General features: G+C 35.2%; 13 protein-coding genes. 11 read left to right on the forward strand and 2 right to left on the reverse strand.

The window, feature by feature from the left end; genetic code table 11:
• Positions 1–185 precede the first annotated feature (185 nt).
• From thrA to ACFSSE_RS07930, 10 genes are all read left to right on the forward strand, one after another.
• Complete coding sequence (thrA, locus tag ACFSSE_RS07885) at positions 186–2,642, forward strand: bifunctional aspartate kinase/homoserine dehydrogenase I (protein ID WP_379045559.1); 2,457 nt, start codon at positions 186–188, stop codon at positions 2,640–2,642.
• Positions 2,643–3,124: 482 nt separating this feature from the next.
• Positions 3,125–4,057 (forward strand): homoserine kinase, encoded by a 933-nt coding sequence (locus ACFSSE_RS07890; protein ID WP_379045562.1) that lies wholly within the window; start codon positions 3,125–3,127, stop codon positions 4,055–4,057.
• Positions 4,058–4,118: 61 nt separating this feature from the next.
• Positions 4,119–5,420, forward strand: a complete 1,302-nt coding sequence (gene thrC, locus ACFSSE_RS07895; protein ID WP_379045565.1) for a threonine synthase — start codon at positions 4,119–4,121, stop codon at positions 5,418–5,420.
• A 136-nt stretch (positions 5,421–5,556) separates the two neighbouring features.
• Positions 5,557–6,165 (forward strand): tRNA-(ms[2]io[6]A)-hydroxylase, encoded by a 609-nt coding sequence (gene miaE / locus ACFSSE_RS07900; protein WP_379045568.1) that lies wholly within the window; start codon positions 5,557–5,559, stop codon positions 6,163–6,165.
• Positions 6,158–6,361: a DUF5808 domain-containing protein gene (locus tag ACFSSE_RS07905; RefSeq protein ID WP_379045570.1), complete on the forward strand. Its 204-nt coding sequence runs from the start codon at positions 6,158–6,160 to the stop codon at positions 6,359–6,361. The genes miaE and ACFSSE_RS07905 overlap by 8 nt, the downstream gene beginning before the upstream one ends.
• Positions 6,362–6,445: 84 nt before the next feature.
• Positions 6,446–6,973, forward strand: coding sequence for a T9SS type A sorting domain-containing protein (locus tag ACFSSE_RS07910; RefSeq protein ID WP_379045573.1), 528 nt, complete (start codon positions 6,446–6,448; stop codon positions 6,971–6,973).
• 21 nt (positions 6,974–6,994) lie between these two features.
• Positions 6,995–11,500 carry a beta strand repeat-containing protein gene (locus ACFSSE_RS07915; protein ID WP_379045576.1) on the forward strand — a complete coding sequence of 1,502 codons (4,506 nt, stop codon included), beginning with the start codon at positions 6,995–6,997 and terminating at the stop codon, positions 11,498–11,500.
• Between the two features lie 9 nt (positions 11,501–11,509).
• The gene (locus ACFSSE_RS07920) at positions 11,510–14,590 is read left to right on the forward strand and encodes a fibrinogen-like YCDxxxxGGGW domain-containing protein (protein ID WP_379045579.1); all 3,081 of its coding nucleotides are present in this window, start codon (positions 11,510–11,512) and stop codon (positions 14,588–14,590) included.
• Between the two features lie 585 nt (positions 14,591–15,175).
• Positions 15,176–15,535, forward strand: coding sequence for a hypothetical protein (locus ACFSSE_RS07925; protein ID WP_379045583.1), 360 nt, complete (start codon positions 15,176–15,178; stop codon positions 15,533–15,535).
• Entirely contained in the window at positions 15,529–16,266 is a 738-nt protein-coding gene (locus ACFSSE_RS07930) for a hypothetical protein (protein ID WP_379045586.1), read from the forward strand. Before ACFSSE_RS07925 ends, ACFSSE_RS07930 begins: the two co-directional genes overlap by 7 nt.
• Before the next feature lie 200 nt (positions 16,267–16,466).
• Here ACFSSE_RS07930 and xylA read toward each other — a convergent pair whose 3' ends face one another.
• Together xylA and ACFSSE_RS07940 are read right to left on the reverse strand one after the other, a co-directional pair.
• A complete protein-coding gene (gene xylA / locus ACFSSE_RS07935) occupies positions 16,467–17,780 on the reverse strand; it encodes a xylose isomerase (protein ID WP_379045588.1) in 1,314 nt (437 codons plus the stop codon).
• Between the two features lie 58 nt (positions 17,781–17,838).
• A complete protein-coding gene (locus ACFSSE_RS07940; RefSeq protein WP_379045591.1) occupies positions 17,839–19,311 on the reverse strand; it encodes a xylulokinase in 1,473 nt (490 codons plus the stop codon).
• A gap of 102 nt (positions 19,312–19,413) precedes the next feature.
• Here ACFSSE_RS07940 and ACFSSE_RS07945 point away from each other — a divergent pair, with 102 nt between their 5' ends.
• Positions 19,414–20,445 carry a LacI family DNA-binding transcriptional regulator gene (locus ACFSSE_RS07945; protein ID WP_379045594.1) on the forward strand — a complete coding sequence of 344 codons (1,032 nt, stop codon included), beginning with the start codon at positions 19,414–19,416 and terminating at the stop codon, positions 20,443–20,445.
• The last annotated feature ends 174 nt before the right edge of the window (positions 20,446–20,619 follow it).

A 20,619-nucleotide genomic window follows, 5' to 3' on the forward strand; every position in this document is an offset into this window, starting at 1 on the left:
TAAAAGTTGGCAAATAAAATTTGAAACATTAGATTTGGCAAATAAATTCAAAAAATGAAATTAACAAATACATACACTACAACAACCACTACGCTTTGCGTATAGGAAGGTAGTTTATGCTTAAATAATAACATATACAGCGCCTTCCAATTAAACGGAAGGCGCTTTTTTTATAATATATTAAAATGAAAATTCTAAAATTCGGGGGGACATCCGTAGGTTCCGTAGAAGCATTAAAAGCCCTAATGGGTATTGTGAAATCAAATATTGATGAACAAGAAGAAATAGTTATTGCCGTATCTGCAATGGGTGGCGTAACTAACCAATTGTTAAATATGGCAAACGAGGCCGTTGCTGGAAATGATTTTACACCTTATTTAACAGATTTAGAAAAAAGACATTTTGCAGTTGTTAAAGAATTAGTAGGCTTGCAACAGCAAAATCAGGTAATTACCAAGCTTAAGCTTTATTTTCAGGAGTTAGAAGATATTTTGCAAGGTGTTGCTGCTTTAAAAGAGTTAAGCCCAAAAACAAAAGACACTGTAGTTAGTTTTGGCGAAAGAAGTTCGGCTTTTATGATTAGCCGCATTTTAAGGATTATAAAACCAGAAACTGAGTTTTTAGACGCTACCACAATTATAAAAACGGACAGCAGTTTTGGAAATGCAAAAGTAGATTTTGACCAAACCAATATGTTAGTTCAAAATTACTTCTCATTAAACACTAATAACTTAGTAGTTGTAACTGGCTTTATTGCAAGTAATAACTTAAATCAAATTACCACTTTAGGCCGTGGTGGTAGTGATTATACCGCAGCTATTTTAGGTGCTGCTTTAAATGTTTCGCAAATTGAAGTTTGGACAGATGTTAACGGAATGATGACTGCCGACCCTAGAAGAGTGAAAAAAGCTTTTTCTATGGAAGAACTTTCATATACCGAAGCTATGGAACTTTCTTTCTTTGGTGCAAAGGTGATTTATCCGCCCACTATGATTCCGGCTTTTTTAAAGAAAATCCCTATTGTTATTAAAAACACCTTTGAACCAAGTTTTGAAGGCACTTTTATTAAACATGATTTAAAACCATCAAACACCACTATCAGAGGGATTTCTTCTGTTGACCATATTAGTATTATCAATATTGAAGGTAGCGGGATGATTGGTAAAGCAGGTTTTAGCGGTCGTTTGTTTTCATTACTATCAAGAGAACAAGTAAACGTAATTTTAATTACACAATCATCATCAGAACATTCTATCACTTTTGCAGTTAACCCAGATGATGCTTTAAAAGCGAAAGAATTAATAGCAAATGAGTTTGAGTTAGAATTATTGGCTGGCAAATTAGAGCCAGTTAAAATTGAAACTAACCTTTCTATTTTGGCTATTGTTGGCGAAAACATGAAAAAAACTCCAGGCATTTCTGGAAAACTTTTTAATGCTTTAGGCCGTAATGGCGTAAATGTGGTAGCCATTGCGCAAGGTTCGTCAGAGTACAATATTTCGGTTATTATCTATAACGATGATTTATCAAAGGCATTAAACGCAGTGCATGATGCCTTTTTTGCCGAATTACAGAAAACATTGAATGTTTTTGTAGTTGGTGTGGGCAATATTGGTAAAGAATTGTTGAGTCAAATTAACGGACATGCAGCGTTTTTAGCTAAAAACAACCTCCTTAACATTAAAGTATTAGGTTTAATTAACACCAAAAAAATGTTGATTGATACCAATGGAATAAATTTAGATAGCTATCAGGCTGATTTAGCAAATGCTCCAGAAATAGCAGATTTACCCTCTTTTGTGGCTAAAATGAAAGCCTTAAATTTGCCCAACTGTGTGTTTATAGACAATACAGCTAGCCCGCTTCCATCTAAATTTTACAAAGAAGCTTTTGAAGCAAATATATCTGTAGTTACTTGTAATAAAATTGCCAACTCTGGCGAGTATGCTCAATTTGCCGATTTAAAAAATACCGCTCAAAAACATGGTGTAGATTTTTATTACGAAACCAATGTAGGTGCTGGCTTGCCAATTATCAAAACTTTAAATGATTTAATTGTAAGTGGCGATAAAATTTCGAAAATTGAAGCTATACTTTCGGGTACAATTTCTTTCATTTTCAATAATTTTAAAGGCGAAGCTAATTTTCATGATGTGGTTAAAATGGCTCAAGAGAAAGGCTATACAGAACCAGATCCTCGTGATGATTTGGGCGGAATTGATTTTATGCGTAAGATGTTGATTTTAGCTCGTAACGCTGGCTTAGCTTTAGATGCGAAAGACGTAGAGCTAGGAGAAATTATTCCGGAAAGTTGTAGTAAAGCACCGTCTGTTGCCGATTTTTATCAAGAGTTAAAAAATTCAAATACTCATTTTGAGCAAATGAAAAATGATGCTGCAGAAGCAGGAAAAGTTTTGCGTTACATAGGCAAGTTAGAAAACGGAAAAGTGGAAATTAGTATGCAAGCTGTAGGAGCATATCATCCTTTTTACGCTTTATCTGGTAGTGATAATATTATCGCTTTTACCACAGACAGGTATAACGAAACCCAAATGGTTGTTAAAGGCCCAGGTGCTGGCGCTGCTGTTACCGCTGCAGGTGTTTTTGCTGATTTGGTGAAAGTGGGGGCTTCGAAAGCTTAAGACGGAAGGCTTTAAGGTTTAGGAATTTTATAAGTTTGAAATAAATAATGGTCTGTGAGGACACAGACCATGGAATAATATAATGGTCTGTGAGGACATAGACCATGGAATAATAATAAAATTTCGCCTCGGTCTGTGTCCTCACAGACCGAAACTTGATAACATTATCTTGAGGAATGAAGGTCTTAAAAACAAAGATTTGCACATTGAATTTAATATATATTTGTGAGATGTATCTCTGATGAACTTACTTTTTTCGAATGTTCAACATGATGAAATCTTTAATAAATTTGAAAAGTTGCATTAGGGATTGAAGCGGCATCCTTTTTTGTCCCTCTTAACGCCTGACTGTCTAGTAGGTAGGGAGGCGAAGAGTAGTCAAAAAAGATATATCCGCCAGCAGGCGGACCGCTAAAACGCCCAAATAAAAATAAACACGATAAGAATTCCTTCTTTTATAAGAAGGATATAGGATGAGGCTAATGAAAAAATCAATAAAAGTTTTTGCACCAGCAACTGTGGCTAACGTGGTTTGTGGTTTCGATATTTTAGGTTTTGCCGTAAACGAACCAGGCGATGAGTTGGTTATGGAATTAACGGATAAACGGGGCGTAAAAATTATATCTATAGAAGGAGATGAAGGAAAATTGCCTTTAGATCCGCAAAAAAACACGGTTAGCGCTTCGGTAATTAGCTTGCTAAAAAAACTGGAACGAGAAGATTTAGGGATAAATATCCAACTTAAAAAGAAAATGCCCATGGGCAGCGGCTTAGGCTCAAGCTCTGCAAGTGCTGTAGCAGGTTTATTTGCTGCAAACGAATTGTTAGGCCAACCTTTAAGTAAAATGGAATTATTGCCATTTGCCATGGAAGGCGAAGCTTTAGCTTGCGGACATGGACATGCTGATAACGTAGCGCCAGCTTTATTTGGTGGTTTTACGCTAATAAAAAGTTACGATCCGTTAGAAGTAATTGCTTTGCCAGTTCCAAAATTGTATTGTGCTTTACTATATCCTCATGTTGATGTTCCTACTCGTGATGCTCGTCAAATTATACGTTCAAAAGTATTGTTAAAAGATGCAGTTACGCAATGGGGAAATATTGCCGGTTTAATTAGCTCTTTATACACTCATGATTACGATTTATTAGGCAGATGTTTAAAAGATGTTATTGTGGAGCCAATTCGCTCTATTTTAATTCCAGAATTTGATTTTATGAAAGCTTACGCAATGGAAAATGGTGCTTTAGGCTTTGGTATTTCAGGCTCTGGGCCTACGGTATTCTCTTTGTATAAATCTCCAGATGACGGACAAAAAGTAATTACAAATTTGCAAAGAATGCTAGCAGATAAAGGCATTAAAAGCAATATTTATTTATCAGAAATTAACGAAACAGGACCAGTTATTTTAGCTTAAGGCTTAATGCCGAAAGCTAAAAGCGTCTCAATTCTCACATCTCATTACTCATATCTAATTAATGAAATTATACTCCACCAAAAACCATGACTTATCAGTTGATTTAGAAACAGCTGTTTTTAATAGCCTTCCGGCTGATAAGGGATTATATATGCCTACCATTTTGCCTCAAATAGATAAAATTTTGATGGAAAATTGGGATAAAAAAACTTTACCAGAAATTGCTTTTGACATAGCTTATACCTTATTAAAAGATGATATTTCTGCCGAAGATTTAAAGGCAATAGTTGATGAAGCAGCAAATTTTGAAGCGCCATTATATCCTTTGCAGGATGATACTTTTGTGTTGGAATTATTTCATGGCCCTTCTTTAGCTTTTAAAGATTTTGGAGGCCGTTTTATGAGCCGTATGATGGCTCATTTTCTTAAAAAAGAACAAAAGGAAATACAAATTTTAGTAGCCACATCTGGTGATACTGGTGGTGCGGTAGCTTTAGGCTTTTTAAATGTTCCGGGTATTAAAGTAACCATTTTATACCCTAAAGGAAAAGTAAGCTTGATACAAGAATTGCAGTTAACCACAAATGGAAATAACATTGAAGCCATAGCTATCGATGGTACTTTTGACGATTGCCAAGCATTGGTTAAAAGAGCTTTCCATGATGAAGATTTGAATGCTAAGCTAAATTTAACATCGGCTAACTCTATAAATATTAGTAGGTTAATTCCACAAATGTTTTATTATGCTAATACTTACGCCAAACTTAAAAACGATTTTGAAGATTTAGTTTTTGTAACGCCAAGCGGAAATTTCGGGAACATTGCTGCCGGAATGATAGCTTATAAAATGGGTTTACCAGTAAAGAAATTTATTGCGGCCACAAATAGCAATGATATTGTTCCACAGTATTTAGAAAGTGGTGTTTATAATGCTCGCCCATCTGTGCAAACATTAGCAAACGCAATGGACGTTGGCGACCCAAGTAATTTTGTACGCATTTTGGATATGTTTAACAACGACATTGAAAAACTAAAAGAAATGTTGAGCGCTTGTGCTTATAATGATGAGCAAATTAAAGAAGCGATTTTAGAAGTTCACAAGGCAAAAAATTATGTAGTTTGCCCGCATACTGCAACAGGTTATTTAGCAGTAAAAGATTTGAAAGAAAATACTGCTGTTACAGAAAAAACGGCTTATATTATTTTAGCAACTGCGCATCCTTGTAAATTTCCAGATGTTTTTGAGGAGTTGGGTATTAAGTATGAAGAGCCAGAACAAGTCGCTGAACTTTATAAAAAAGATAAACACCAAGTAGAAATGAATAATAGCTTTGAAGATTTTAAAGCGTTTTTAATGAAGTAGGATTTTAAATGAATATTTAAAGGCTCAAATGTTTGATAGCATTTGAGCCTTTTTTGTGAAGAGCGCATTTCATCTTAATTATGCCATAAAGCATATAAATATTTAAACTAAACCCAACATTGTTTATTTTTGCAACATGAGCGAAAAAACCATGTTCAAGCTACAGTTACCAACCGACCCATTTTGGGTTAAAAATGTAGTTGAGAGTAATATTGAAGAGATTTTAACAGACCATGCTTATTGCGAGCAAAAAGCTGCTACTAATGCCATTACTTTGATTATTCAAAATCCACAAATTCCGGAATTAGTTTCAGAAATGGCGGAGTTGGTAAAAGAAGAAATGGATCACTTTAAAAGGGTGCATGATATTATAATTGAGCGTGGTTATAGCTTAGGGTTAGAACGTAAGGATAATTATGTAAATGAACTTATCAAATTTTTGAAACGTGGTGGTGGCGAAGCAAAAAGAACTGAAAGCATGGTAGATAGGTTGCTGCTTGCCGCAATGATTGAAGCTAGAAGTTGTGAGCGTTTTAAGACATTATCAGAACATGTAGATGATAAACAACTATCAGAATTTTACCACGAATTAATGATTTCTGAAGCTACTCATTATACTTTATTTATAGGTTTAGCTCGTAAATACGGTACTGGTATTGATGTAGAAAAACGCTGGCAAGAATGGTTGGATTATGAAGGTGACGTAATTAAACGTTACGGAAAATCGGAAACTATACATGGCTAATTTTCCAGAAAAGAATACTCATCCTCATAATTTTATATGGGGAATATTTTACTTTAACACTAAAAATGAAAAATTGTGGGTTAGAAAAGCAAGACCTGGTTTAGGTTGGACATTAAATTTTGCCAATCCTTTGGCTTACATTTTTGTTTTTATATTTTTTTTAATCATAAATCTATTGATTAGGATGGTTCCATAATCCTAAACTTAAAATCTTAATCTTTTAAGTAAAAATTGAAACTTTTTATTTCATGGATAGTATAAAACCAACAAATACTATTTCATGAAGAAAGTTTATTTTATCCTATTATTTATTTTTTTTAATCAGCTAAGTTTTTCTCAAACCCTAGCTATTTCTACTATTAACGTAGGAGGCAATACAACCACCATAAGAACGCATCAATTTGATTGGAGCATTGGAGAATCTTGCTCTATTGCAAGTTTCAGCAATCCTAATAATTTATTGGTAACATCTGGTGTTTTACAACCCATCTATGTTGAAAAAATTATTGCTAACAATTTCGGCAATGTTTGGACAAATGATGAAGTGTCTTTATATCCTATCCCCACAAAAGATTTCTTTACCGTTGCTCTTAAAACAACTCAAAAAGGAACTATCAACTTTACTTTATTAAACCTTTCGGGTATTGTGCTTGAAACTAGATCTGTTAATCATATTTATAGTGATGAATTAGAAAAGTTTGATTTAAGCAAATTAAGTCCGGGCATCTATTACCTAGAAGTTGTAATGGCTGTAAGTCCTACAGTTTTTAAACCAAAAAGAGGCACCTTTAAAATCGTTAAAATTTAAAAAATATAACACCTAATAAATATGAAAAAACTAATAATTCTTTTTGGTATAATATTCATTGCTACACAATATTCGGCCTTGGCACAAGCGCCTTTACAACTAAACTTTCAGGGTGTAGCCCGAAATGCCAAAGGAGATGCTTTGGCAAATCAAAATATTCATGTTAGAATATCAATACATGACAATACACCAACTGGAGTTATTGTTTATTCTGAAAGTAGGGTAACTACCACCAATCCTGTAGGTGTTTTTAATATTATTATCGGCAGTCAGGGTGTTACAAGTTCTTCTGGTTCTATGGAAGTGATTAACTGGGCACAAGGCAATAAATATTTACAATTAGAATTTGACGTAAATGGGACAAACAACTTTGTTGATTTAGGCACCACACAATTTCAATCTGTTCCTTATGCTTTCAATGCATTTACTGCAAACCCAATTGGAAATGCGTCAGGCGATTTAACTGGTGTTTATCCTAAGCCTTCAATTGCAAATAGTGCTGTAACTACCTCTAAAATTGCCGACTTAAATGTTACTGATATAAAAATACAAAGTATAAGTGGCTCTAAGGTTATTGGAGATATTGCTGGTAAGGCCTCAAATGTTACTGGAATAGTAAGCATTGAGCATGGCGGTACAGGAACAAATAATTTAGATGGCATAAAAGCTTCTTTTGGATTGTCAAACGTTGATAACACTAAGGATTTAGATAAACCAGTTTCAAAATTAACTTTAGCTGGTTTAAATACTAAAGTAAACACCGCTGATACTGCCGCAATGTTGAATCCTTATGCGAAAGCTGCTTCAACAATAGCTGGTTTAAATACTAAAGTAAATACCGCTGATACTGCCGCAATGTTGAATCCTTATGCGAAAGCTGCTGCAATGACTGCTGGTTTAAATACCAAAGTAAACACCGCTGATACTGCTGCAATGTTGAATCCTTATGCAAAAGCTGCTTCAACTGTTGCTGGTTTAAACACTAAAGTGAATACCGCTGATACTGCTGCAATGTTGAATCCTTATGCGAAATCGGTTGCAATGACTGTTGGATTAAATGCTAAAGTAAACACCGCTGATACTGCTGCAATGTTGAATCCTTATGCGAAATCGGTTGCAATGACTGTTGGATTAAATACTAAAGTAAACACCGCTGATACTGCTGCAATGTTGAATCCTTATGCTAAAGCTATGGCGATGACTACTGGTTTAAATACTAAAGTAAACACCGCCGATACTGCTGCCATGTTGAATCCTTATGCGAAAGCTGCTTCAACAATAGCTGGTTTAAACACTAAAGTAAACACCGCTGATACCGCTACAATGTTGAATCCTTATGCGAAAGCTGTGGCGATGACTGCTGGTTTAAATACCAAAGTGAATACTGCTGACACTGCTGCAATGTTGAATCCTTATGCAAAAGCTGTGGCGATGACTGCTGGTTTAAATACCAAAGTAAACACCGCTGATACTGCCGCAATGTTGAATCCTTATGCAAAAGCAGCTTCAACTACTGCTGGATTAAATACTAAAGTGAATACAGCCGATACCGCAACAATGTTAAATCCGTATGCTAAAGCAGCTGCAACTCTAGCAGGTTTAATTAGTAAAGTAAACATTACTGATACCGCTACAATGTTGATTCCGTATGCTAAAGCAGCTTCAACTCTAGCAGGTTTAAATAGTAAAGTAAACATTACTGATACCGCTACAATGTTGAATCCTTATGCGAAAGCTGCTTCAACAATAGCTGGATTAAATACTAAAGTAAACACCGCCGATACTGCTGCAATGTTGAATCCTTATGCGAAAGCTGTGGCGATGACTACTGGATTAAATACTAAAGTAAACACCGCCGATACTGCTGCAATGTTGAATCCTTATGCGAAAGCTGTGGCGATGACTACTGGATTAAATACTAAAGTGAATACAGCTGATACCGCAACAATGTTGAATCCTTATGCGAAATCGGTTGCAATGACTGCTGGGTTAAACACTAAAGTAAACACCGCTGACACTGCTGCAATGTTGAATCCTTATGCGAAAGCTGCTTCAACAATAGCTGGTTTAAATACTAAAGTAAATACCGCTGACACTGCTGCAATGTTGAATCCTTATGCGAAAGCTGCTTCAACTACTGCTGGATTAAATACCAAAGTGAATACCGCTGATACTGCTGCCATGTTAAATCCTTATGCGAAAGCTGTGGCGATGACTACTGGATTAAATACCAAAGTAAACACCGCTGATACTGCTGCAATGTTGAATCCTTATGCTAAAGCTATGGCGATGACTACTGGTTTAAATACTAAAGTAAACACCGCCGATACTGCTGCAATGTTGAATCCTTATGCGAAAGCTGTGGCGATGACTACTGGATTAAATACCAAAGTGAATACTGCTGACACTGCTACCATGTTGAATCCTTATGCGAAAGCGGCTGCAATGACTGTTGGTTTAAACACTAAAGTGAATACTGCTGACACTGCTGCAATGTTGAATCCTTATGCGAAAGCTGTGGCGATGACTACTGGTTTAAATACTAAAGTAAATACCGCTGACACTGCTGCAATGTTGAATCCTTATGCGAAAGCTGCTTCAACAATAGCTGGTTTAAATACTAAAGTAAATACCGCTGATACTGCTGCCATGTTGAATCCTTATGCTAAAGCTGTGGCGATGACTACTGGTTTAAATACTAAAGTAAACACCGCCGATACTGCTGCCATGTTAAATCCTTATGCGAAAGCTGCTTCAACAATAGCTGGTTTAAACACTAAAGTAAACACCGCTGATACTGCTGCAATGTTGAATCCTTATGCTAAAGCTGTGGCGATGACTACTGGTTTAAATACTAAAGTAAACACCGCCGATACTGCTGCCATGTTGAATCCTTACGCGAAAGCCGCTTCAACAATAGCTGGTTTAAATACTAAAGTAAATACCGCTGACACTGCTGCAATGTTGAATCCTTATGCAAAAGCTGTGGCAATGACTACTGGATTAAATACTAAAGTAAACACCGCTGATACTGCTGCAATGTTAAATCCTTATGCAAAAGCTGTGGCGATGACTACTGGATTAAATACTAAAGTAAACACCGCTGATACCGCAACAATGTTGAATCCTTATGCAAAAGCTGTGGCGATGACTACTGGATTAAATACTAAAGTAAACACCGCCGATACTGCTGCAATGTTGAATCCTTATGCGAAAGCTGTGGCGATGACTACTGGATTAAATACTAAAGTGAATACAGCTGATACCGCAACAATGTTGAATCCTTATGCGAAATCGGTTGCAATGACTGCTGGGTTAAACACTAAAGTAAACACCGCTGATACTGCTGCAATGTTGAATCCTTATGCAAAAATTAAAGCAATGCAAACCTTAATACCTTACTCTGGAGCCACAAACGCAGTAAATTTAGGAGCACATGATTTAACCGTAAACGGGATTACAGCAGGTATGGGAAATGGGGCTATTTCTACAAACACAACTTTTGGTTCTCAGGCATTAAAATCAAATACTACAGGCTTTTTAAATACTGCGTTTGGTTTGAATACGCTTCGAACTAATTCTGTTGGTGCAAGAAATACTGCTTTTGGAAGTCAAGCTTTGTATTTTAACAACGCTTACGATAATACGGCTGTGGGCTATTTAACACTACAAAATAATGCTACTGGTAGTTATAATGTAGGTTTAGGTTCTGAAACCATGGTAGGCAATACTACAGGAGGTTATAATACAGCAGTAGGATCTATGGCTTTAAGAGCAAATATAGGAGGAAATAATAATACAGCTAATGGCTATAATTCTTTAGCTTCTAATACAACTGGTGGTGGTAATACAGCTTCTGGAAGCATGTCTCTTCCTAGCAATACAACTGGTACCTATAATACTGGATATGGTGTTCAATCGTTAGAACAATCTACCACTGGAAATTGGAATACTGCAATTGGAGTAGCTGCCATCGACAGAAATACAACTGGTAGCAATAATGCTGTTTTAGGTGCCTTTGCTGGTAGATTTATTAGTGATGGATCTACTCATAATACATTAATTAACAACTCGATATTAATTGGTGTAAATACTAAACCCAATGCAAATAATGAATCTAACCAAATTGTTATTGGCTTCAATGCTATAGGAAATGGATCAAATACCATTCAATTAGGAAACACTCTTATTACTGCAGTGAAAACTAGCGGAACTATTACTGCTGCTGGTTATAAAACTCCAAGTGGTACATCATCTCAATATTTAATGGCAGATGGTACAGTATCCTTAGGAACTGCTCCGGTTAGAGAAGTAGCAGATGAGTTTTCGGCAACAGCAGCTCAAACTAGCTTTACCTTAACCCAAACTCCTTCGGGAAATAGTAAAGTAAAAATGTATATTAACGGTATTAGAATTAGCAATACTGCATACAGCGTTACTGGAAACACATTAACATATAATTCGGCAAATAATGGTGCTTATGCATTATCATTAAGTGATAGAATTCAATTTGATTATTACTATTAGAAATTAACAATGAAAAAATTCGCTCTATTTTTGTTGATTTTATTTGGTTTTAAATCAGCATACACTCAAAATACCTTAAATAATTTAGGTCTAACAAGCGCTGAACCAGCTGCTGTTGCTTATTCTTTAAGACAGCTCTCTTCTAATTATACGGGAAACGCCATACAAATAAGAAGAAGTAGTGATAATACAACGCAAGATATTGGTTTTTTAGCAAGTGGCAATTTAGATACCCTGGCTGTAAAAACATTTGCTGGTTCTGGAAATGCCTTTGTTTCAATTTGGTATGATCAAAGTGGAAATATTAGAAATATGGTTAAAGCCGATGCTAACCAGCAGCCACAAATATTATTTAGCGGGGATTTTAAATATATCGGTACAAAAGTAAGTATAGATTTTTCAGGAAATAAAGGTCTGGTTTACTCCGGATCTTTAAACTTAGCAAGTATATCTTCTGTAATTAAATCCCCATCTGCTACTTTGCCACACTATCATTCTATTTTAGACGCTACTCCTAGAATTGGTGGGTTATTAGAAATCAACAATACAAGATTTCATAGCAATGTGTTTCCGCTTGCTATATGGAAAAATGGGATTTCTAAAACAACCTCCGAATCTTTAGCTCCGGTTAACGAGGCTATGGTTTTAGCTATTAGTTCTAAAACAGATAATTTAAGTAAAATTTTTGTTGGTAATTACGATGGTGGATCAACTGGTGGTTCTATATTACAAAGTGAGGTTATTGGTTTTTCTACTTTGAATGCCAGTAATATCAGACAAAATGTTGAATGCAACCAAGGCACATACTACGGTATCCCAATGACATTATGTCAACTAGCAATAATGAGCGGACCATCTGCATCCTCACAAAGTATTTGTATTGGAACTACATCTCCTAGTTTGTCTGTTGCAGCATCTGGACAAAACATTACTTATCAATGGTTTAGTAATACAAGTACTAGTAATACTGGAGGCACTTTAATTCCCGACGCTACAAATGCTTCTTTTATTCCACCAAGTACTAATTTAGGAACCACTTATTATTATGTTGTAGTATCTGATTCTGTAGCCCCCCCTATAACTAGTACTGTTTCAGGACCAATAAATATTGTAAATCTTCCTACTCTTAGTATTTCCCCTTCATCTACTACCATAAATAGGGGTGATTCAGTTATACTTACTGCTTCGGGGTCGAACTCATATTCTTGGGGTTTTAATCATGCAACACCGTTAAATAATGTATCTAATAGTAAATTAGCAGTGGGTTTAAGGTTGTTAAAATCTGCTTATACAGGTGCTGCAATTCGTTTGCGTAGAGCTAACGATAATGCTGAAGCTGATTTTGGATTTACTGGAACTCACTTAAATACTGCAGCTATTGAAACTTGGTTAAATGGTTCTGCTGGTTTTTGCGTAGTACTTTACGATCAATCTGGAAACGGAAACAACATGACTCCATCTGCAACCAACGCACAACCACTATACGTTGCTAACGGATTAAACAATAAACCAATTTTAAGGTTTACTAATTCTCAAAACATTAAAAATAATGTAAACTTTACTCCTCCATATACTGTAATTTATGGCGCCAAACAAACCGCAGGAACCAGAGGAAGGGTTTTAAACGCTACTAACAATTGGTTGTTAGGGTGGTGGAATGGTAATAAAAGCCAAGCTCATTTTGATGGATGGGTTTCGCAAGCAGGTGGAACAGCGTCCGATAATAATGCTTACGTATATTCTGGAACTGGAACTGGTAGTGCTTCGGCAATATATGAAAACGGAATCTCTAAAACAGTAAATCAAAACGGAGGAACTACCGGACCAAACGGTTTAAGGGTTAATCAGAGTGAATCCTCTACTGCTGATGTTGCAGAAATATTCGCATTCAATGCCGTGTTATCAAACAACGATAGATTAAAAGTTGAAAACAGTACGGCTTCTTATTACGGAATTTATGGTGCACTGCCATTAGGAAATACAGCTTCAATCATAGTTACTCCTACAGAAACCTCTTCTTACTCTGTTAGAGGTTTTTCAGAAGGTGGAAGTTGTTTTATTGATGGTGAAGTTACTGTTACAGTGTTACAAAACCCTAACCTAAGTAACTTTATAGATCTCACAAAAACAAATTTTGATGATCCTTATACTATAGTTGCACCTGTTTCGCTTAGTAATGCTGCCATTACTTACACAAGCAGCAATACTAACGTTGCAACAATTAGCGGCACAACAGTTACCATAACTGGTGGAGGAACAACTACCATTACCGCTACTCAAACAGCAAACGGTCTTTATTATGGTAATGCTATTACAAGTACTTTAACCGTTAATAATGTATCGGCATTAACTAAAAGCGGACAAGTTTCTACTACTGATTTAAATTATATTAATAAAAATGGAGCTTTAACAAGCAATAATTCTTTAACTAAATATGGGCAGGCAATTAACACCAAATCTGCTGGAGACGGATTATCGCAAGCTAGTGCCGGAAACAGCGCTTATCAAATTAAAACAGATTACCCAGCATCTACTGATGGTTTATATTGGATAAAAAATGATAATATTAATAGTGGTACTCCTTTTCAGATATACGCAGACATGACTACTGATGGCGGTGGATGGACTTTAATCATGTGTAATAATAGTATTACGGGCTGGACAGGTACTAACGCCATTTTAAGAAATCCATCAAATCCAACAATTAACGGGCAATATTCTATTATCGCTTACGCGGATTATCTTAAAAAGAGTGTCAGTGGATTCCAATATATGATTGACGCAACCGCCAGAGGGCGTTGGGGTGGTATTTGGACGGCAAACCAAGCTTATAGTTTTGTAAATACTAACAACACACAAACAGATATAACCCTAAATACTAAATTTGATTCTTGGTCTTATAGTAATGACGGAATTGAGAAAATAATGCCTTGGTACGCTAATGGTTTATCAGGAGCAATTACGACAAGTAGCAGTGCTAATAGTAATTGGTGGGGTACTTTGGTATCAGTATCTGGCTATAGTCCTGCACCATGGTTAGGATGTTGTGGTAATCCTAATCCCGGAATTATTTGGTATTGGGTGAGGTAGGTTTATAAAGTTTTTAAAAATAAAATTAAGGCCAATAACTGAAATAGGGCTTTCTGAGATTATTTTTTGCAAAATATTTTATCCTATATATTTAATATGAGTTTCATTTATGAAATTTTATTTCCTCTAGATAGCGTATTTTATTTTTAAAAATAAATCAACAACGCTTTTTATAATTTTTAATTAAAACGTAATTACAACTACTATAAAAAATATATTTCTCCGTTTTTAAATTTATTTAGTTATTTTTAATTATTGTTGCTTTTAATTTACAAAATTAATTTATTTATAAAAACAGTATTATGAGATTAAAAATTTACGCTATTATATTGCTTTATTAAGCAATCACTTCAAGTTGTCGAAAAAGCTCGGACCAAATTAAAAGAGTTGAAAATGTAACTTTTAAGGCGAGCCAAGCTATAAAACTATATAAAGATTTTAAATCAAACATAGAAAATATATGTAACCTTAGACATTGAAAATCTCCTATCAACAAATTCAAATTCAACGAATACAGTTTCAACAAATACTGGCAATAGCATTTGTAAAAGAAGTGAGAGATACGCTCTACCAAATGCTTCCCAAATGTACGACAATAATATTAGGAGTGCGAAATTTGTTGCTGCGTTTAATGGAACTTATCTAGGTCTATTTACAAGAATTGTAGCGAAAACTAAAAATTTTAAAAAGAAAAGTAATGGTAATTGGAAGAAGTTTGCAACGATATGTAGCTCTAAAATTTACGGAACAGTGGTTGATGTTAATTGCGGCGACCCACAATTGTTTGGAACACCTTTTAAAGTCGAGAAAAGACGTAGAAGCTACAAAAGTGTAATAATTGAATTTCTTAATTCCAGTAAAATCATTTCTGGTCAAATGATGGGTGTACACTCAGTAGGCCCTAATGGTAATAAATTATATCTTAGCAAACTTTTAACATGGTAAAATCATCTGTAATTTACATATTTTGCGTATTGGCAACTTTTAACGTGTACGCTCAAAAAGAAAAAAAGGCAATCTTTTCTTATGTTGCTATTAATGCAGGTACATTTTTAGCTACTCAAACTAAAATTGAAAGTAATGAAACTGGCAAACTTTTAGAAAAGTATAATAGTCCAGGAGTTTCTTTTGGGCTTACTTATACTGCAGAAAAATCACATTTTTTTATGTCGGGAGGTTTAAATGCTAGGATATTACCAGTTGGATATCAAATTTTGATAAAAAATAAAGATTTAACGGGTAATCCTGCCAATATAGGCTCAGATGATTTGCATATAAAAAGTTCTGAATATTTTTTCCAGATTTTAAGTGTTCCTTTTAAAATTGGTTATCAAACCTTAGAGAATAATGCAAAACAAAAATTTTGGGTTAATGCAGGGGTAGAAGCCAATTTTACATCCGGTCAAGGGCTTGACGCAGGGTACATGCGTACAGAAACTCACCCAACCACTTATCCAACTTTTATTTTGGGTGGTGGTGTTTCAAAAGTTCAAAAAAACGGCGACCAGCTAAGATTTGGCCTCGAGTACAACATATCTAACACCACTATTATTAACGGAACTTATGATGTGACCTTAAAAAACAGCTCGGCTAATGGTACATTTAGTGATACTGGTACATACATTGGGTTTAATTTCGCTTATGCCTTTAAATTAAAAAAACATAATCACAACTAGAAAATCCCAAATACCAGTTTTAAATGGCCCGCGATTATAATGCCTTTTGTGGTTCGGTGATAACACCGACCACAGGAAAAATCCCGGTATTATTTGGTATTGGGTGAGGTAGATTTTTTGCAAAAACATAATAAATAAAAAAGAGCTGTCTCAAATTAATGAGGCAGCTCTTTTTGCTTATTAAAAATAATAAAAGAAACTTAAATATATCTGTTAATTAAATTCTCTAAAAACTCTTGTTGTCCGCTAATGGTTTTTGGCTCACCATTTTCAGCAGCATAATTTCTTAAATCTTCTAAACTTAATTTACCAGCTTCAAATTCCGCTCCTTTTCCGCTATCAAAAGAAGCATACCTATCAGATCTGATTTTTTTGTAGTCAGATTTTTGAAGAATGTTATCAGCAGTAACCAAAGCTCTTGCAAATAAATCCATTCCGCCAACATGGGCGTAAAATAAATCTTTCGGGTCTGTAGAGTTTCTTCTAATTTTAGCATCAAAGTTAATTCCACCACCTTGAATACCTTCGCTATCTAAAATAATTAACATAGCTTCCGTTAATTCATTAATGTCATTCGGAAACTGGTCAGTATCCCAACCATTTTGGTAATCTCCACGGTTTGCATCTATAGAACCTAACATTCCGGCATCAACAGCAACTTGCAATTCGTGTTGGAAAGTATGGCCAGCTAAAGTAGCATGGTTAACCTCTAAATTCAATTTAAAATCAGCAGATAAATTATGTTTTTCTAAGAAACCTAAAACAGTTGCAGCATCATAATCATATTGGTGTTTAGATGGCTCACAAGGTTTTGGCTCAATAAAGAAAGTTCCTTTAAATCCATTTTTACGAGCGTAATCTTTAGAAGCATGTAAAAATTGAGCAAAATGCTCTTGCTCACGTTTCATGTCGGTATTTAACAAAGTCATGTAACCTTCTCTACCACCCCAAAAAGTGTAATTTTCTCCGCCTAATTCAATAGTAGCATCCAAAGCAAATTTAACTTGTGCAGCACCATGTGCCAATACGTGAAAATCTGGATTGGTAGAAGCGCCATTCATGTAACGGCTGTGCGAGAATAAGTTAGCCGTTCCCCACAATAATTTTATGCCGGTATCAGCTTGTTTTTGTTTTGCATAAGCAGTAAGCGCTTGCAATCTTCTTTCGTTTTCAGCAATGTCATTGCCATAATCAACCACATCCACATCATGAAAACAGTAGTAAGGCAAGTTCATTTTTGTTAAAAATTCAAAAGCCGCATCCATTTTGTCTTTTGCTCTTTCAATTACATCACTTTTTGCATCCCAAGGAAAGATATGTGTTGGTCCACCAAATGGGTCAGCACCGTTTCCGTTAAATGAATGCCAATAAGCACCCGCAAAACGTAAATGATCTTTCATTGTTTTACCAGCAATAACGCGTTCTGCATCATACCATCTAAACGCTAAGGGATTATCACTTTCTAATCCTTCAAACTTAATTTGTTCAATTCCTTTAAAAAATTCTGTTGCCATTGTTATTTGTTTTATAAATCTTTAAATATGCTTTTTGTTTTCTCTTTCGGTTCTAAGCCTACAGCTTTTGGCTTAATAGATGCGCCCACTTTTGATAAGCTTCTTCCAAATTGTTAGTTTTTGGTTCAATTAATTGCATTACTTTACTATTTGCAAATGCCTCACTTGCCGAAGCAAAAATTCCAGCTCCAATTCCGGCTCCAATAGCAGCACCATGACTGCCATCATTATCATATAATTCTACAGGTACACCGGTAATATTCACAAAACTCTGTGCAAAAACATCGCTTAAAAACAAGTTTGCTTTACCTGCTCTAATTACTGAGGCCTGCATTCCGTTTTCTTTCAAAATATCAAAACCGTAACGGAAAGCGAAAGCAATACCTTCTTGCACTGCTCTAAAAATATGCGCTTGCGAATGTATATTTAGGTCTATATTTAGTAGCGAAGCACCAACAATTTTATTATTCAGCATTCGCTCTGCACCATTGCCAAAAGGTAAAACTGATAAACCATCAGCACCTTCTTTAACAGTTGCAGAAAGTTCATTCATGGTTTTATAATCCATATCTGCAGAACCAATATTTTTAATCCATCTATTTAAACTTCCGGTTCCATTTATACAAAGTAAAACACCCAGTCTGCTATCTGTTTTGGTGTGGCTTACATGTGCAAAAGTATTTACCCTAGATTGTTGGTCAAAAAGTAGTTTATCAGTTACGCCATAAATAACGCCAGATGTTCCTGCGGTTGCGGCTACTTCGCCTGGTTCGGTTACGTTTAAAGACAATGCATTATTTGGCTGATCGCCGGCTTTATAACTTACCCAAACGCCAGTTTTTAATCCCAAAACCTCTGAAATTTCTTTACTTAATGTGCCATGTGTAGAAAAAACTGGTTTTATTTCTGGTATTAAATCTTTAGAAAAACCGTAGTAATCCATTAATTCGGTAGCCAAACTATCGGCTTCAAAATCCCAAAAAACACCTTCAGAAAGCGCAGATACCGAGGTAGTAGCCTCGCCAGTTAATTTTAAAGCGATATAATCGCCAGGCAACATGATCTTATCAATTTTCGCATAAATCTCTGGCTCGTTTTGCTTTACCCAAGCCAATTTTGATGCTGTAAAATTTCCTGGAGAATTTAAATAGTGAGATAGGCAAAAGTCCTCCCCTAAATCAGCGAAAGCTTTATTTCCAATTTCTACTGCTCGGCTATCGCACCAAATTATGCTGTTTCTTAAACTGTTTCCATTTTTATCTACCAAAACCAAACCATGCATTTGGTAAGCAATACCTATTGAAACAATATTTTTTGGATCATATTTTCCGCTGGCGTTACACTTTAAAATTGCTTGTTGCACATTGCTCCACCACATTTCTGGCGACTGCTCTGCCCAACCATTTTTTACCGCAATAATTTCGGTTTCTTTTTCTGGATAGCTTGCACTGGCAATATTTTTACCTGTTGCTGAATCTACAACAGAAACTTTTATGGACGATGTACCTACATCAATACCTAGTAATAGCATATTATTGTTTAGTAATTGGTAATACTTTAACCCAAAAATAAATAAATAATCTGTAAAAGCAATCGATTGCGTTAAAATCTTTTCATATTATTGTAAAAGGTTATGGAAAAACAAAAACGTACCACCATTTACGATATTGCAAAAAAGCTGAATTTAAATGCATCTTCCGTGTCTAGAGCGCTAAGTGGCAATAGTAATGTGAGCGAAACTACTAAAGCCTTAATTTTAAAAACCGCAAAAGAATTAAACTATCGTCAAAATAGCATGGCCTCCAACCTTCGTAAGGGAGAAAACCAAACTATCGGAATTGTTGTTCCTCGTATAAACCAAAATTTTTTTGCTAACGCTATTGCAGGTATTGAAGAAGTTACGTATCAAAAAGGTTATAACTTAATTATTTGCCAATCTAACGAATCAGCTGAAAGAGAAATAAAATGTATTGATACATTGATTAACCAACATGTAAGTTGCATTATTTTATCTACCAGTGCAGATTTTGAAGATAATAGCCATCTAAAATCTTTAGCAGAACATGATATTAAACTTATTCAGTTTGATAGGGTTGATGAAACTTTAGATACCTATAAAGTATTAAGTGGCAATGAAGAAGCCGCATTTGAAGCAGTTTCTCATTTGATTGAGCAAGGATATAAACGCATTGCACTATTAGAAGGACCTCAAAATTTAAGTATATTTCGTGAGCGAAAAGCAGGATATTTAGCTGCTTTGAAAAAAAATGGTTTTCCAGTTATTAAAGAATTAATTAGAGAAAACGCTTGGACACGCGAGCTTGGCGCAATAGCTACTGAAAATCTTTTGGCATTACCCGAGCCACCAGACGCTATATTTGCTTCCACATCTGATTTTGCTGCATTGGGTGTTTTAGATGTTGCGCAAAGTAAAGGCATAAATGTGCCTCAACAATTGGGTATTTGTGGTTTTTCTAATGAAGACTTTACAGAAATTACCCAACCTTCTATCACTACTATTGATCAGTTTAGTAAAGAAATTGGGAAAAGTATAGCTAATCTATACTTCCAAAAAATAAAAAAAGGCACCGTTGCAGATCTTATCAAAGTTGTAAATATCAAACCAAAATTAGTAGTCCGCAACTCCACGCTCAAGAATGGATGATCATATTTTTAGCTCATACATTTATACAATAAGTCTAGTAAATTCTAAAGTGAAAGGAAAATAGCAACGTGTTTTTACTTATAAATATTAAGCTAAACTTAAGTAAAAGAAACTCTACATTAAACAATAAGAGGTTTCACAAAAATTAATGATTTTAAGATAAAATCAGGTAAA

Source organism: Pedobacter alpinus (assembly GCF_042684645.1).
GTDB classification, from domain to species: Bacteria; Bacteroidota; Bacteroidia; order Sphingobacteriales; family Sphingobacteriaceae; genus Pseudopedobacter; species Pseudopedobacter alpinus.